We start from the raw sequence: 16,228 nt of genomic DNA on the forward strand, positions 1-16,228 counted from the left end.
AAGTGTCATTTTCACTTTCCTTACAAATCAATGACTTACATCCGCAGTCATTGATTTGGGCGCCCCCCTCGGGGCGCATTGATGACTTTTTACGAAGTCATCAACCCTATACCTCAAACCTTCTTCATGGAACCTTCTTTTAACCAGTTTCAGTGAATCAAGGACATATTGGATAATAGACTATCCGAGGATGGATATGCTAAAAAGTATCGACATCAGACATCAGGCGTTTAATACGCTGCTGGTGAAACCCTTCGAAGGATATTTCAATTTTCGAGAATGGGATGAACTTCTAACCGGGTGCTGTTATTCGTCATCCGCTGCCGGGGCAAAACAGCTGGTCTGGTACCATGATCGGTGAAAGGAGCCAATGCGCCATGGATAAACGAGAAAGACCGAGGATTCTTATCTCCCTTGAGATCACCTACGAATCAGGAGACGATTTTGTGTCCAGTTTTCTGTCTGATATTAGCGGTGGAGGCGTATTTATCGGAACCACCAACCCGCTGGGGGTAAACACCCGACTCAAGGTCTGTTTTCACGTCCCTGGGATCAGTGAGTCCCTGTTAGCCACTGGAACCGTTGCCTGGGTCAGGGATCCGGTGAGCAGCGATAAGCCCGGGATGGGTGTTCGTTTCGATGAGATGGAACCGGGGGATCAGGAGAAGCTGGACCGGTTTTTTTCAGAACATGAAGAAGGGAAGGGGGGAAGAGACGGACGCGGGGACCCGGAGACACGGTGACGCGGGGAAACATTTGACTGAGCGACTTGGCGAATAGGCAAAGGATGAGTTTGAAGTTTAGTGCCTGCCTTGAGCAAGCAAAGCGCGCCGAAAGGTTTACGGTTTGAAGTGAAACCCGGAATCCGAAACGCGGTAGCGTCGAGCTTTCATAGCCACCACGCCATCACGGAGATTTAAGCCTTCCTCCGGCTAACCTTGCGATGCGGCCTTCAGTTGGCCGCGCTGAGTACCCTTCGGTAAAAAACATGGTATATATAGCAATTGTAGTTTCTATTATCAGGTCTTGTTTTTCTGCTCCGCGGAAGGTTTTCTTCCAATTCCAAGACTAAAATTTCAAACTTCAAACAAGACAGGGTCGCAAAAAGTCTAATCCGGGATTTTTCGCTCCACGGAAAGGGAAAAGCGTCGTTTCCCCTTTCCTTACAAATCAATGACTTACGGTGCGAGTCATTGATTTGGGCGCCCCGCGCGGGGCGCATTGATGACTTTTTGCGAAGTCATCAAACAACAAACCTCAAACTGCAAACATCAAACCTTCATTAATGATTATTTCTATGTTAACTTCCCCTCTCTGTTATCGTTTTAAACTGACCTATAGCCTTGTTTGGCAAGGGTATATTGGCGGTTGATCCAGGAGGAAAACGTTGAAAATCACACAGGAACTTGTTGATCACGTGGCGCGTCTGGCCAGATTGGATCTTACTGGAGAAGAGGCGGGCAGGATGCAGGCCCAACTGGGGGATATCCTCGGCTACATAGGACTTCTTGACGAACTGGAGCTGTCTGATGTACCGCCGACCTCCCACGTTATCGAAATGGTTAACGTTATGCGTGATGATGAGGTGAAACCTTCCCTTCCGGTGGAAAAGGGACTTGCCAACGCGCCGGCGAAGGAAGGGACTGCTTTTAAGGTGCCCAGAATAATTGAAGACTAATTTAGAAGGAATCCAGAATCCAGAATTCAGAATCCAGAGCGTGGATCAGCCCTTCTGAATACTGACTATTGAGTTCTGAATGCCGGAACATTTCAGGGAGAGAATCAACAATGTCAACGCAGAGAATAGCAGCACTGGAAGGACGTGTCACAGATGTCATGCGCCATGTGGCCGCATATGAAGATGTCGATGAGCAAAAGGTTGTGGAGCTTCTGGCTTCCGGGGTCATAGCCATTCCGGCCAACCCTGGGCATAAGGCTCTTGAACCCCGTGGTGTGGGCGGACCCTTTACGGTCAAGGTCAACGCTAACCTCGGTACCAGTCTGGCGTGCAACGATCCGGAACTGGAGCTTAAGAAGCTTGAAGCATGTATCCAGGCTGGAGCTGATGCCGTCATGGATCTTTCCACCGGGGGGGACATGGATGAACTGCGCCGCGAGGTGGTCAGGCGATCCACCATCCCCGTTGGGACAGTACCCATCTACGACGCTGCAGTCAGGGCCTACGAGGCCAAGGGGGATCCGACCCTCCTCACCGGCGACGATATGATGGACGCTGTGCGCCGGCACGCCGAGGATGGGGTGGATTTTGTCACCGTTCACTGCGGTGTGACCCGCTCGGCGGTGGAAATAGTCCGAAAGACCGGCCGGGTGACTCGCATCGTCAGCCGCGGCGGATCCATGCTGGCTGCTTGGATGGAGAGGGAAGGGAAAGAAAATCCCCTCTACGAGCGGTACGACGAGCTTCTCGAGATCCTTCGGGAGCACGATGTTACCATTAGCCTTGGAGACGGTCTCAGGCCTGGCTGCCTCGCGGATGCTACAGATCCTGCCCAGCTGAAGGAACTGATCATCCTTGGAGAGCTCACCAAACGGGCGTGGGACGCGGGTGTCCAGGTCATCGTCGAGGGTCCGGGCCACGTTCCTCTCCACCAGATCCAGGCTAATGTAGTCCTTCAGAAACGCCTGTGCCACGGTGCCCCTTTCTACATCCTGGGGCCCCTGGTTACCGATATCGGTGCCGGTTACGACCACATCACGGGCGCCATCGGAGGAGCTATCGCAGGAATGGCGGGAGCAGATTTCCTCTGCTACGTCACCCCGGCGGAGCACCTTTCCCTGCCCAATGTTGACGACGTCAGGAGGGGGGTCATGGCCTCGAGGATCGCCGCTCACGCTGTGGATATCTCACGGGGCAACAAGGCGGCCTGGGAGCGTGATCTGGCCATGTCGAAGTGCCGTGCCTCACTGGACTGGGAAGGACAGATCTCCCACGCTCTGGATCCGGTAGAGGTGAGAGAGCGTCTTGGTGAGAAGGTTCAGATGGCCGAAGAATGCAGTATGTGTGGCAAGCTTTGCGCGATGAAAGTATTTAGCTAAACCAGGAGCCAGGAGCCAGGAGCCAGAATACAGTTAAGCTAACCCGCATTTTTGATCTGCTGGATTCTGAATTCTGAACTCCTGCTCAAAATCAAGGAAAGATATGACACTTTACAGCAAAACTATTCACGAACTCCACGATATGCTCAAGTCCGGGGAAACGACCTCTACCGAACTTACCGAGAGCGTCTACTCCCGCATAGACGAGGTGGAGGATAAGGTACGTTCCTACCTCACCCTCACCCGGGAGCAGGCAATGGAGTCGGCCGGACAGGCCGATGACCGTTTCCGAAGGGGTGATTCCCTGGGTGCTCTTGACGGCATCCCCGTTGGGGTCAAGGATATTTTTCTCACCGAGGGGGTGAGGACCACCGCAGGTTCGAAGATCCTGGACAACTTCATAGCGCCCTACGACGGGACGGTCATCTCCCGCCTTCGCCAGTCCGGAGCTGTGATCACCGGTAAACTGAACATGGATGAGTTCGCCATGGGGTCGTCCACGGAAAATTCCGGTTTTCACCCTACCTACAACCCCTGGGATACCAAAAGGGTGCCTGGAGGTTCTTCCGGTGGATCGGCCGCCGCTGTGGCTGCCGGGGAGGCTATCTGCACCCTGGGCACCGATACGGGGGGCTCCATCCGCCAGCCGGCCTCTCACTGTGGTATCGTGGGTATGAAACCCACCTACGGCAGGGTGAGCCGTTACGGTGTCATCGCCTTTGCCTCCTCTCTGGACCAGGTGGGACCGCTCACTCGGGACGTCACTGACTGTGCGATCCTGCTAAATAAAATTGCCGGTCACGACCCTGCCGACAGCACCTCGGCCGACCTGCCGGTACCCGACTACCCCTCCCTGCTTGATGGTGATGTTAAGGGGATGACCATAGGGCTGCCTGAGGAATACTTCGGAGAAGGTATAGAACAGGACGTAGAGGATCTGGTACGCCAGGCGGCAGCAGCTCTCGAAGCAAGGGGAGCGAAGCTGGTCCCGGTCTCTCTTCCAAGTACAAAATACGCAGTGGCTACCTACTACATTATTGCCCCGGCGGAGGCCTCCTCCAACCTTGCGCGCTATGACGGCGTCAGGTACGGGGTGCGTGCAATGGACGCCGATGGACTCATTGAAATGTACCGGAAGACCCGAAGCCGCGGTTTCGGCCCTGAAGTGAAAAGACGGATCATGCTGGGTACATTCGCCCTTTCCTCCGGGTATTACGACGCTTACTATGGTAAGGCTCAGCGGGTGCGGACCATGATCGGAAGGGAAATGGAAGAGGCCTTCACCAGGGCGGATGTGCTCCTCTCTCCCACTGCTCCCTCTCCCGCTTTTCCCTTGGATGACAAGATGGATGATCCCCTGACGATGTACCTGTCCGACATATGCACTATACCGGTGAACATCGCCGGTAACGCGGCCCTTTCGGTTCCCTGTGGGGTAACGAAGGGTGGGCTTCCGGTAGGGGTGCACCTCATAGGGCCGGCGTTCAAGGAGGAAACTCTCCTCAACGTGGCCTATGCATATGAACAAGAAAGAGGAGCGCTCGAGGAATGTCCTCTTTGAGCGGGACCCAAGACCTGAGATCTAATGCTTGAGAAATTAGGTTCTTCCGGATAATTCGTGCCGGGTTAAACAACGGTTTTTATAACAGCGATGTTTTTTACCACTGAGGACACTGAGAGCACTGAGAAAAGCCTGATCTGGAAATAAAGCACTATTAATATATAAGCGATGAAAGCTAATTTACCACAGCGCAGCCACCTGAAGGCTGCACCACGGGGTTTCACAGGGTATGACCTATTCCCTTCACCCGACTTCTCCCGGCGGGAGAAGGATTCCCTGGAAATCAGCTGACCGAGCTTTGCCGAGCGGGATAGAAATACATTTCAATCCCGAGTCGTAAAGCTCAAACAGCTCCGGTGAAGGGAACAGCCGCACTCCTTCTGGTGTTCTCAGCTTACCCTGAGTTTGTCGAAGGGTGATCTCTCGGTCTGCTAGTGAGTTACATTTCTGACGTGACGAACGGGTGGTGAAAAAATTGAAGTTTTTAAAGTTATTACTCGATTTAACCCAGTGAAACCCTGTGTACCCTGTGGTGGATTAGTTTTTTGGATTTTGGGTCTTGGATATTTGACCAGGAGTTTTTATGAAGTACATTCCCGTTATGGGCCTTGAGGTCCACGCCCAGTTAAAGACCAACAGCAAGATCTTCTGCGGCTGCTCCACGCTGTTCGGCGCCGAACCCAACACCCACACCTGCCCGGTGTGCCTGGGGATGCCGGGAGTGCTTCCGGTGCTCAACCGCAAAGTCGTGGATTTCACCATCATGATGGGGCTGGCCACCAACTGCCGCATCGCCACCGAGAGTATCTTTGCCAGAAAGAACTACTTCTATCCGGACCTTCCCAAAGGTTACCAGGTCAGCCAGTTCGAGGCGCCCATCTGCGAGGGCGGCTGGGTGGACATCACCGTGGACGGGAAGACCAAACGCATCGGTATAACCCGGATCCACATGGAAGAGGACGCCGGAAAGCTGGTACACGTGGGGGCCTTGGATTCGTCCAGGGCAAGCTTTGTGGATCTTAACCGGGCCTGTGTTCCCCTCATGGAGATCGTCAGCGAGCCGGACATCCGTTCCCCTGAAGAGGCCAGGGCCTATATGCAGGCTATCCGGGACATCGTTGTGTACCTGGGTGTGTGTGACGGGAACCTGGAGGAGGGCAGCCTGCGCTGTGACGCCAACATCTCGGTGATGCCGGAAGGTTCCGATACCTTCGGCACCCGCGCCGAGATCAAGAATATGAACTCCTTCCGCTTTCTTCAGCAGGCACTGGAGTACGAGATCGACAGACAGATAGACCTCATCGAAAGCGGCGGACAGGTCATCCAGGAGACGCGTCTTTTTGATTCGGATAAGGGCGTGACAGTGTCCATGCGGGGCAAGGAAGAGGCCCACGACTACCGGTACTTCCCGGAGCCGGACCTGGTTCCCATCCGCACTGACGATGCGTGGATCGACAGGATCAGGGAGCAGCTGCCCGAGCTTCGCAGTGAAAAGCTGCAGCGCTACGTGGGTGAGATGGGTATCCCGGAGTATGATGCCGAGGTGATCACCGCCGATTCCGCCACAGCACTCTTCTTCGAGGAGACGGTGGCGGCAGGGGCAGACCCCAAGAAGGCCAGCAACTGGGTCATGGGAGAGTTCGCACGCATGGTAAAGGATAAAGGCCATGAGGTTGCGAAGATCACACCGATGCAATTGGCCGAGATCATCGGCCTCGTGGACGGGGGCACCATATCAGGTTCCGCAGCCAAGCAGGTGTTCGAGGAGGTGTTTGACTCCGGCAGGGACCCGATGGCTGTTGTTGAAGAAAAGGGCCTGGCCCAGGTATCAGATGCAGGGGCCATCGAGGAGGAGGTCCAGAAGATCCTGGACGCCAACCCCGACCAGGTCCAGCAATATAAAGATGGGAACGATAAGGTCCTGGGCTTTTTCGTGGGCCAGGTTATGAAGGCAAGTAAAGGTAAAGCTAATCCGAAAGTTGTAAATGAAATGCTTAGAAAACTATTGAAAAACTGATCCAGGATTTCACTGACAAGTTAGTGATCGGTGATCAGTGATCGGTAATCAGATAAGGCACAGGCCGGAGCGAAAGCTCCGGCTTTTCTGTAAAGGCGACCTAAAGCTTTAACGCAGAGGGCCGCAGAGGCGGCTCACTGGTAGGCCGCATGGATCCCAAAGGGCCGCAAAGAAAGACGGAGTGAGTCATTGATTTGGGCGCCCCGCGCAAGGCGAATTGATGACTTTTTGCGAAGTCATCAAACCTTGCTTTTCGCAATTACGCATGCACGCTCCACGCACACACGAGATCTTCTTCTGCGTTCTGCGTTCTGGACCAAAACCCCATGTACCGTTATTATAGGAAATGTATTAACCCCCAATATCGGAGGGGGAGAGAGGGAGATAAATTGTTTGTCCCCTTCTCTTTCTCTCACCCATTCTTATCGGAGGTCATCATTTGAGCACCATCCAGCCCATCAAGTGGGACTCAAAAAAGAAAACCCTCATCCTCCTCGACCAGACCCGTCTCCCCCTTGTGGAAACTTACAGGGAATATACCGATCCTGTGGAGGTCGCTGCAGCCATCCGGGACCTGGTGGTCCGGGGCGCTCCAGCCATCGGATGCGCGGCGGCATTCGGTACAGCCCTGGCGGCCATCCAATACACAGAGGATGATCCGGATGAACTGGCAACCAGGGTTCATGAGGCCAGGGGTACGCTGACTGCTTCCCGCCCCACCGCCGTGAACCTGTTCTGGGCTCTGGAGCGCATGATAAAACTTATGGATTCCCTGGAGGCCCAAAAAATCCAGGATTGTAAAAAGATGCGGGACTCTCTTGAGAAAGAGGCGGTGGATATCTTCACCCAGGATCTGGCTTCATGCAGGGCCATGGGAGATTTCGGGGCCGACCTGGTTCCGGAGAATGCCAGGATCCTCACACACTGTAACGCTGGAGCCTTGGCCACAGCCGGTTATGGAACAGCCCTGGGCGTCATCCGGTCCGCCCATAGAGATGGCAAGGTCTCCATGGTATGGGTGGATGAGACCCGTCCGGTCCTGCAGGGAGCCAGGCTTACCGCCTGGGAAATGGTTCAGGAGGGGATCCCGGCCACCCTCATAACCGATAACATGGCAGGTGCCATCATGGCGGCAGGGAAGGTGGACTTCGTTGTCGTAGGTTCGGATCGTATCGCTGCCAACGGCGACGTTGCCAACAAGATCGGCACCTACACCGTCGCAGTCCTGGCCCGCCGGCACAACATCCCCTTCATCGTCGCGGCACCTGTATCCACCGTTGATTTTAACGTCTTCTCTGGAGAGGATATCCCTATCGAGGAACGGGATCCAGGGGAGGTGGCCGGTTACGGAAGCGAGAGGTGGGCCCCGGAGGGGGTTAACATATATAACCCTGCCTTCGATATTACACCGGCCGAGTTGGTGACGGCCATCGTGACGGAAAAAGGGGTCCTGACTCCTCCCTACCCGCAAGCCATAGCTGACCTTTCGGGGTAGCGGAGACCTGATGGCCTCAGCAGTCGACCAACTGGTCCAATTGATAAAGACGAGCGGCCGTCTGCCTGAATCGGATGGTCTGGTGTCCCTGCTTTCCTCCCTCCTTGAACAGTCCCCGACCCGGGGCCTCGGACCCCAATTTCCACGCTCAGCAGTGAAGGCTGCCCTGAAGACCGCAGACCCCCACTCAGCGCTGGTTCGCATGGTGCGCCTTCTGTCGGCAGTGGATGACCCCAATTTTTACTCCCTTCTGGAAGACTCCGACGGCATCAAATCCCTTATGGTCATCCTCGGGTACAGTAACTACCTCTCTTCCCTCATCATGCGCTCACCTGAGGACTACATATGGCTCATGAGGAAGGTGGGGCTCACTGATGACAGGACCATGGCCGACATGCGTTTCGATCTCATGACATGGGCCGAGATGGAACCGGATGCCGAGGAAACGACCCGTATCCTTCGCCGGAACAAATACAGGGAGATGCTTCGTACCGGGGTCAGGGACCTGCTGGGCACCGCAACTCTGGAGGAAACGATCCTGGACATTTCCAACCTGGCGGAGGTCTCGGTAGAAATGGCTGTGGAGGCCGCTTATGTGGAACAAAAGGAAAAACACGGCATCCCCATCCACACCACAGAGCATGGGATGAATCGGCCGAGCAGGTTCTGTGTGCTGGGTATGGGCAAACTGGGCGGGGGGGAACTTAACTACAGCTCCGACATCGACCTTTTTTATCTGTACACCGCTCACGAGGGGATGACCACCGGCCGTCCCACTCCATCAGGAGGTTACAAAGATGCTGTGGAGAACCATCGGTTCTTCGTCCGGATGAGCAAGATCGTTACGGGTTTTTTAAACGACCGGACCGCCGACGGCATCGTCTTCAGGGTGGACCTGCGTCTTCGCCCCGAGGGGGAGTCAGGAGAGATCGCCTACTCCGTGCCGAGCCTGGAAACCTATTATCAGTCCTGGGGACGCACGGTGGACCGCCTCGCTCTTCTCAAGGCAAGGGCTATCGGAGGAGAGAGGAGGCTGGGAGAAGACTTTTTGGAAAGTCTCTCACCCTTCGTGTACAGGCGCCTGCTGGATTACGACACCCTTGGGGAGATAGGGCTTCTTAAGGATCGCATCGACCGTCATGTCCGGGAGAAGTTCCGTGGGGTGAGAGATGTCAAGCTGGGAAGGGGTGGAATCCGGGAGATCGAGTTCCTGATCCAGACCCTCCAACTCATCAACGGTGGGAAAACCCCTTCCATCCGCGGTAGGAACTCCCTTAGGAGCCTCAGGCGTCTCATGCAGAACGGGTTCCTAAGCGAGAGGGACGCGGAAGGGCTCAGGGAAGCGTACATTTTCCTGCGGACCGTCGAGCACAGGGTCCAGCTCGTTGAGGAGCGCCAGACTCAACTTCTTCCGAAGTCGAAAGAGGGTCTGGAAAAACTGGCATGGTCTATGGGGTTTGTTAAGGACGGGTTTCCTGACCGCGCAGGGTTTGAGGGTGCGCTGGATTCGGTCACGGACCGGGTGGCGGAGCACTTCGACAAGTACTTTTCGAGGCGCGAGGACTCAGTGCCTGGCGCACCAGGCACTCAGGAGGATCTTCTTGATGAGGGGCTTGACCGGGAAGATGTTATTTCAAAGCTTGGGGAAATGGGTTTCGCGAACCCTGAGGGAGCCTACCAAAACCTCATGCTCCTCAGAGACGGTCCCCCCCATAGTCACTTCCCTGACAACTGCCGGCATCTTCTCCGACAGATAGCCCCCGGACTCCTGGCGAACCTCAAGGAGGTGGCCGATCCGGATGCGGTTCTCGTGAACCTGGATCGCTTCATCAGTCGAGTGGGAGCGAGAGCTTCCTACTATTCCATGCTGGCAGGTAATCCGGAGGCTGTGCGGCTCCTCGTAGTGCTGTTCGGCCAGAGTCCCTACCTCTCATCTTCTGTCATCAGGTACCCGGACCTTCTGGACGTTATCGTAGGAGGTACGGATCTTTCCGTTAAGAAAGACAGTGAGACAATGGTGGAGGAGGTGCGCGGGATCCTTTTGTCCAGCCCCTCGCTGGAGGACGGGCTGAACATCCTTCGGCGGTACCGTAACGGGGAGATCCTGAGGATCGGTCTGGGAGACCTCCTTGATGTGAAGGATCAGATCACGGTGAACGGCGAGTTGTCCACCCTCGCCGAGGTTCTGGTGAACGCATCTCTTTCCATTGCAAGGAAGGAAGCCGGCGGAGGTGAAACGACTGAAGAAGGGGATTTTGCCGTAGTGGCTTTGGGGAAGATGGGCGGGAGCGAGATGAACTACAGCTCTGACCTGGATATGATCTTCATTTATGAAGGACCGGAAAGCAGCAGGGAGTACTTCACAAAGGTGGCCCAGAAGATGATCATGGTGCTTACAAGCCCCACGGAGGAGGGGGTTTTATACCGCATCGACATGCGGCTAAGGCCGTCGGGGCAGGCAGGGCCCCTGGTCACGACCCTGGATGCGTTCGAAGTCCATCACCGTGAAAAAGCCATGGTTTGGGAGCAGCAGGCCATGACCAAGGCCCGATGGGTGGCCGGGGACGAGGGGTTCAGGGGGCGGATCACCAGCCTCATCGAGGATCTTACCTACACAAGACCCCTGAGCCTTGAGGGTCTGGCCGAGATCATAAGGATAAGAGGTCGTATGGAGGAGGAGATCGCCCGGGAAGGCGAAGGGGATCACTACGACGCCAAGGCCGGACAAGGGGGGCTGGTGGATGTGGAGTTCGCTGTCCAGATCCTGCAGTTAGCCCACGGTGATGTCCATGGATCCCTGCGAACCACCAACACCGTGGAGGTGCTCGACGCCCTGTTCGAAGCTGGACTTGTCAATGGAAAACAGTATAATGCCCTGCGCCGCGCGTACCTTTTCTACCGTGAGATCGAAAATCGCTCCCAGATATACCAGGATCGGTCCAACCCCAGAATACCCAAGGACGTCCGGAAGGCAATGCCTCTGGCCCGAAGGCTGGGATATCAGAACGATGATGAGGGCGCTGGTCAATTTCTGGATGAGGTGCTCAGGACAAGAGAAGCTGTTCGACAGGCGTTCGATGAGATCGTGTCCGGGCTGAGGGAAAAAATGTCCTAAACCGGACAGGGATCAAATAGTATCAAACAACAGTCAGCGATCGAGCAAAGCTCGTGATAAAAAATGAAATGAGCGCAGCGCATTTCATTTTACGGAGGATGATCAGATGGTTGCACCTGTATCAAAAATATGGATGAACGGTGAAATGGTGAATTGGGAGGATGCTCAGGTCCACGTCCTGACCCACACCCTGCACTACGGTCTGGGTGTGTTCGAGGGGATCCGTTTCTACAAAACCCCGAAAGGGCCCGGCATATTCCGGCTCAAAGACCATGTCCAGCGCCTTTCCGACTCTTCCCACATTTGCCGCATAAAGGTCCCTTACGACTGGGACACCCTTTACCAGGCGCACATCGATCTGGTGCGTGTCAACGGCCTTGCGGACGGATACATCCGACCTGTCGTCTATCTGAAAGATGGGCCCATGGGCCTGCTGGTCACCGATGAACATCCTGTGGGGGTCTTTATCGCCGCCTGGGCCTGGGGAGCCTACCTTGGGGAAGATGGTCTGAAAAACGGTATCCGTGTCAAGATCTCCTCGTTTGCCAGGAACCACGTCAACGCCATGATGACCAAGGCCAAGATCAACGGGGCTTACGTCAACTCGATCCTGTCTAAAAGGGAGGCGATCCAGGCGGGGTACCAGGAGACCATTATGCTGGACACCGACGGGTATGTCAGCGAGGGCAGCGGCGAGAACCTGTTCATCGTCAGAAAGGGAGTTATCAAGACCACTTCCCTGACCTCCATACTCAGCGGTATCACCAGAGAAAGTGTGTTCACCCTGGCCGATGAACTTGGCTACCAGGTTGTGGAAGACCGCTTTACCAGGGACGAGCTGTACATTGCCGACGAGGCCTTTTTTACCGGTACCGCTGCCGAGATAACACCCATTCGGGAGGTGGACGACCGGGCCATTGGCGAAGGCCGCCCGGGTCCCGTTACAAAAGCCATCCAGGACGCCTACTTCAAGGCTGTTCACGGCGAGGACCCGAATCACATGGATTGGGTGACGGTAGTTTAAATTCCAGAATGAAGAAGGATGAAGGAGGGAGGATGAATAGAACTACTGCGATTTTCCTTCCACCTTCCACCTTCCTCCTTCCCTATTCCCTCTTCCATGCCCTTTCCCCCCTTACCCGAGTCGAGCAGGAGAGACTGTGACTGACAGACCAAAAGAGGGGGAAAAGACTCTTTTCCTCATTGACGGTTCCTCCTACATTTACCGCGCCTACCACGCCATTCGTTCCCTGAGCACACGCTCGGGTTTTCCCACCAACGCCATCTTCGGCTTTGCCAACATGGTCCTGAAGGTTCTGAGGGATCACAAACCCACCTACGCCGCCATGGTTCTGGACGCCCCGGGGCCCACTTTCCGGCATGAGATGTATCCAGAGTATAAGGCCAACCGGCCGCCCATGCCGGAGGACCTGGTGGTTCAGATGCCCCGTATCGACGACGTCATTGCTGCTTTCAAGTTACCTGCCATCAGGATCCAGGGTGTTGAGGCTGACGACATCATCGCGACCCTTGCCCGCAAATACGCCGGGGAGGTGGACCGGGTTGTTATTATATCCTCGGACAAGGATCTCATGCAGCTGGTGGGAGGCAATGTGGTCATGCTCGACACAATGAAAGACCAATGGATGGATGAAAAGGCAGTGTTTGAGAAGTTCGGCGTGGAGCCCTCCCGCGTGGTCCATGTCCAGGCCCTAATGGGCGACTCCTCAGATAATATACCGGGACTCCCGGGTGTCGGTCCCAAGACGGCCGGCAAGCTTATCGCCCAATTCGGTAGCGTTGAGGAGCTCCTGGAGCGACATCTTGAAGTGGGCGGGAAGCTTGGTGACAAGCTGCCTGAACAGGCTGAAGCGCTGCTAAGCTCCCTTTCCCTCGTTACACTCAAAGACGACATTGCGGTGGACAAGGTTCTGGATGACCTTGTCCTTTCCGGATTGGACACCCAGGCGGTGCGTGCATTGTTCGAGGATCTTGAGTTCGTGAAACTTGCCAACGAACTTGTCCCCAGGGAGTCCCTGGGCCGGGAAGGGTATAGAACTGTTACCACAAAAGAGGAATTGGATCACCTGGCCGCGCGCCTCCAGGGCGTGGATCGGTTTGCTTTTGACACGGAAACTGACAGCCTTGACCCCATGAGAGCTTCCCTCGTGGGGATCTCATTTTCCTGGGCTGAAGGCGAGGCGGCGTATATCCCTCTGGATCACCGCTATCTGGGTGCCCCGGTCCAGCTCACCCCCCAGGTGGTGAAAAAGAAACTGGGTCCCCTCATGGCTGATCCTGACAAAAAGAAGATCGGACAGAACATCAAGTACGATCTCAAGGTTCTTCACCGGGCCGGGTGGGAGGTCAGAGGGATCTCCTTCGACACCATGATAGCCTCCTGGCTCAACAGCCCTGACAGGCGCAGCCACGGCCTGGACGAGATAGCTTCCGAACTTTTTGGCCACACCATGATCACCTACAAGGAGCTTACGAAGAGGGGGCGTGAACAGGTCTCCATGATCGAGGTTCCTGTGGATGAGGCTTCCACCTATTCGTGTGAAGATGCTGACGTCACATTCCGGGCTGTGGGGCCTTTGGATTCTGGTTTGGAGGAGAAGGAACTGGTGGATCTGTTCCATGAGGTAGAGATGCCCCTTGTTGTAGTTCTGGGCGACATGGAGATGGCGGGTGTCCTTCTGGACACCGGGATGCTGTCTCGTATCTCTCTTGATCTGGGGGAGAGGCTCAGAGCTCTGGAGGGCAGGATCCATGAGGAGGCGGGGCATCCTTTCAACATCAACTCTCCCAGGCAGTTAGCCCAGGTACTCTTTACCGAACTGGGTCTGGCGCCGTTGAAGAAGACAAAGACCGGGTATTCCACCAACGACGAGGTCCTCCTGGAACTTTCTGAAAAGCACCATATGCCGGCCATGATCAGGGACTTCAGGAGCGTGGCAAAGTTAAAGTCAACCTACGTGGACGCTCTGCCCAAACTGATCCACCCGGAGACAGGCCGGGTTCATACCTCTTTCAACCAGACCGCCACTTCCACGGGCAGGCTTTCCTCTTCCGACCCCAACCTCCAGAATATCCCCATCAGGACCGATGAGGGCCGCCGTATACGGGAGGCTTTTGTGGCGCCGGATGGAACGGTGCTTCTGTCCGCGGACTATTCCCAGATCGAACTGCGCATTCTCGCCCATCTCTCCGGGGATCAGAACCTCATGGAAGCGTTTCGAAACGGTGAGGATATCCATAACCAGACGGCGTGCCAGGTCCTGGGCGCCCGGGACCAGGCTGTTGAACCGGAACTGCGCCGCAGGGCCAAGGTCATCAACTTCGGGATCATTTACGGGATGAGCGCCTATGGGCTTTCCAAAGAGCTGGGGGTTTCCCCGGGGGAGGCTGCGGGCATCATTGACGGATATTTCGAGGTGTACTCCGGCGTGAGGGACTTTACCGCCCGGACCGTGGACCAGGCCAGAGAGACAGGTTATGTCCAGACCCTGTTAAACCGGAGGCGCTACCTTCCGGAACTGGCATCCAAGAACCCCAACACCCGTCAGTATGGCGAGCGTATGGCGGTGAACACGCCGATCCAGGGAACGGCTGCCGATCTCATCAAGGTAGCCATGCTGCGCATCCACGAAGGGTTGGCCCTTGGAGTGCCGGGTGCAAGAATGCTTCTTCAGGTGCACGATGAACTTGTTTTTGAGGTCCCGGAAGGACAGACACAAGAGGCCTCCGCCTTCGTTTCCGGGATCATGGAAGGGGTCATGGAGCTTGAGGTACCCTTGATAGTGGATGTGGGATGGGGAAAGAACTGGGCGGAAGCGCATTAGGACTGAAGGAGGAATAGGGGATAGGGAAGGAGGAATATAGGCACAGTGGTATTCTTCATCCTCCCTCATTCATCCTTCTTCCTTCAATTTCCCCCTCATTGACCATAGCTTCCCCCATGTGTTAAATTTTTGTATGCCTTCCCGGGAAATCCGCACTTGCTTTGTCACTGGGGGGACGGGTTTCATCGGGAGCCACCTGGTAGGTCACCTTCTTCAGAGGGGCTGCGAGGTGCGGTGTCTGGTAAGGGATCGTTCCAGACTCAGGTGGCTTCAGGGGCAGTCCGTCACCATCGTTGAAGGTGACCTCAACTCCCATTCGGTTATCCGGGAGGCCGCATCGGGTACAGATGCGGTTTTTCATCTTGCAGGCGTGACGGCGGCCGGGTCCAGAGAAACCTACCGAAAGATAAACGCAGAAGGATGCAGGTCGGTTGCGGCAGCTGCTCTGTCGGCTCCGCATCCGCCGGATGTTTTTATCTATATGTCCAGCCTCGCGGCTATTGGACCCGGACATTTTGATGAAGTGGTGACGGAGAACCGTGTTCCACATCCGGTCACCGATTATGGGCGGAGCAAGCTTGCGGGTGAGCGGATCCTTTCGGAAATGGGTCCCTTGCCCCTGGTTGTGGTTCGACCTCCCGCAGTCTACGGGCCCCGGGATCGGGGAATCTTCCCTCTGTTTAAGTTGGCATCGATGGGGATCTTTCCGATTTTTAATTCCAAGGCCAGGATCAGCATCATCCATGTGGAGGATCTGGTCAGAGGGGTCATTAGTGCGGCTGTAAAGGGGCGGGTAGGGGAGACCTATTTTCTGACCTATCCTACGGCGGTGGATGCACGTGACTTTCCTGATCTTTTCGGCAATGCATTAGGACGCAGGGTGAGGACTCTCAGGGTACCTGTGCCGGTGCTTAAAGCAGTCGCAGCGGTATCGGAAACATGGGGTCGGGTTACGGGAAACATGCCGGTTTTTAACCGGGACAAGGTCAATGAACTTGTGGCAACATGGTTGGTATGCTCCTGGGAAAAGGCTCAAAAGGAGATCGCTTTTGAGGCCAACCGAGGCCTTGTGGATGGTCTTTCCGAGACAGCAAAATGGTACAGGGATCAGGGATGGTTGTGACCCTGTTGTCGATGG

Annotated in this window: 10 protein-coding genes; all 10 read left to right on the top strand. The window is 55.5% G+C overall.

Annotation, left to right across the window (positions count from 1 at the left end; all coding sequences use genetic code 11):
- Positions 1-377: 377 nt before the first annotated feature.
- Positions 378-743 (top strand): TIGR02266 family protein, encoded by a 366-nt coding sequence (locus P1S59_10910; GenBank protein MDF1526761.1) that lies wholly within the window; start codon positions 378-380, stop codon positions 741-743.
- A 644-nt stretch (positions 744-1,387) separates the two neighbouring features.
- Complete coding sequence (gene gatC / locus P1S59_10915) at positions 1,388-1,678, top strand: Asp-tRNA(Asn)/Glu-tRNA(Gln) amidotransferase subunit GatC (protein ID MDF1526762.1); 291 nt, start codon at positions 1,388-1,390, stop codon at positions 1,676-1,678.
- Between the two features lie 110 nt (positions 1,679-1,788).
- Positions 1,789-3,057: a phosphomethylpyrimidine synthase ThiC gene (thiC, locus tag P1S59_10920; GenBank protein MDF1526763.1), complete on the top strand. Its 1,269-nt coding sequence runs from the start codon at positions 1,789-1,791 to the stop codon at positions 3,055-3,057.
- Between the two features lie 103 nt (positions 3,058-3,160).
- The gene (gatA, locus tag P1S59_10925; protein ID MDF1526764.1) at positions 3,161-4,618 is read left to right on the top strand and encodes an Asp-tRNA(Asn)/Glu-tRNA(Gln) amidotransferase subunit GatA; all 1,458 of its coding nucleotides are present in this window, start codon (positions 3,161-3,163) and stop codon (positions 4,616-4,618) included.
- A 583-nt stretch (positions 4,619-5,201) separates the two neighbouring features.
- Positions 5,202-6,635 carry an Asp-tRNA(Asn)/Glu-tRNA(Gln) amidotransferase subunit GatB gene (gene gatB, locus P1S59_10930; GenBank protein MDF1526765.1) on the top strand — a complete coding sequence of 478 codons (1,434 nt, stop codon included), beginning with the start codon at positions 5,202-5,204 and terminating at the stop codon, positions 6,633-6,635.
- Between the two features lie 448 nt (positions 6,636-7,083).
- Positions 7,084-8,130 (top strand): S-methyl-5-thioribose-1-phosphate isomerase, encoded by a 1,047-nt coding sequence (gene mtnA, locus P1S59_10935; GenBank protein ID MDF1526766.1) that lies wholly within the window; start codon positions 7,084-7,086, stop codon positions 8,128-8,130.
- Between the two features lie 10 nt (positions 8,131-8,140).
- Positions 8,141-11,245 (top strand): bifunctional [glutamate--ammonia ligase]-adenylyl-L-tyrosine phosphorylase/[glutamate--ammonia-ligase] adenylyltransferase, encoded by a 3,105-nt coding sequence (glnE, locus tag P1S59_10940; GenBank protein MDF1526767.1) that lies wholly within the window; start codon positions 8,141-8,143, stop codon positions 11,243-11,245.
- A 106-nt stretch (positions 11,246-11,351) separates the two neighbouring features.
- Entirely contained in the window at positions 11,352-12,269 is a 918-nt protein-coding gene (locus tag P1S59_10945; protein MDF1526768.1) for a branched-chain amino acid transaminase, read from the top strand.
- Between the two features lie 136 nt (positions 12,270-12,405).
- Complete coding sequence (gene polA / locus P1S59_10950) at positions 12,406-15,090, top strand: DNA polymerase I (protein MDF1526769.1); 2,685 nt, start codon at positions 12,406-12,408, stop codon at positions 15,088-15,090.
- Between the two features lie 133 nt (positions 15,091-15,223).
- Positions 15,224-16,213, top strand: coding sequence for an NAD-dependent epimerase/dehydratase family protein (locus P1S59_10955; protein ID MDF1526770.1), 990 nt, complete (start codon positions 15,224-15,226; stop codon positions 16,211-16,213).
- Positions 16,214-16,228 lie beyond the last annotated feature (15 nt).

This window comes from bacterium, assembly GCA_029210965.1.
Classification (GTDB): Bacteria; BMS3Abin14; BMS3Abin14; order BMS3Abin14; family BMS3Abin14; genus JALHUC01.

Coding starts and splice junctions, on each gene's coding strand:
- P1S59_10910 (MDF1526761.1), top strand. CDS start 378: ATGGATAAACGAGAAAGACCGAGGATTCTTATCTCCCTTGAGATCACC.
- thiC (MDF1526763.1), top strand. CDS start 1,789: ATGTCAACGCAGAGAATAGCAGCACTGGAAGGACGTGTCACAGATGTC.
- gatA (MDF1526764.1), top strand. CDS start 3,161: ATGACACTTTACAGCAAAACTATTCACGAACTCCACGATATGCTCAAG.
- gatB (MDF1526765.1), top strand. CDS start 5,202: ATGAAGTACATTCCCGTTATGGGCCTTGAGGTCCACGCCCAGTTAAAG.
- glnE (MDF1526767.1), top strand. CDS start 8,141: ATGGCCTCAGCAGTCGACCAACTGGTCCAATTGATAAAGACGAGCGGC.
- P1S59_10945 (MDF1526768.1), top strand. CDS start 11,352: ATGGTTGCACCTGTATCAAAAATATGGATGAACGGTGAAATGGTGAAT.
- P1S59_10955 (MDF1526770.1), top strand. CDS start 15,224: ATGCCTTCCCGGGAAATCCGCACTTGCTTTGTCACTGGGGGGACGGGT.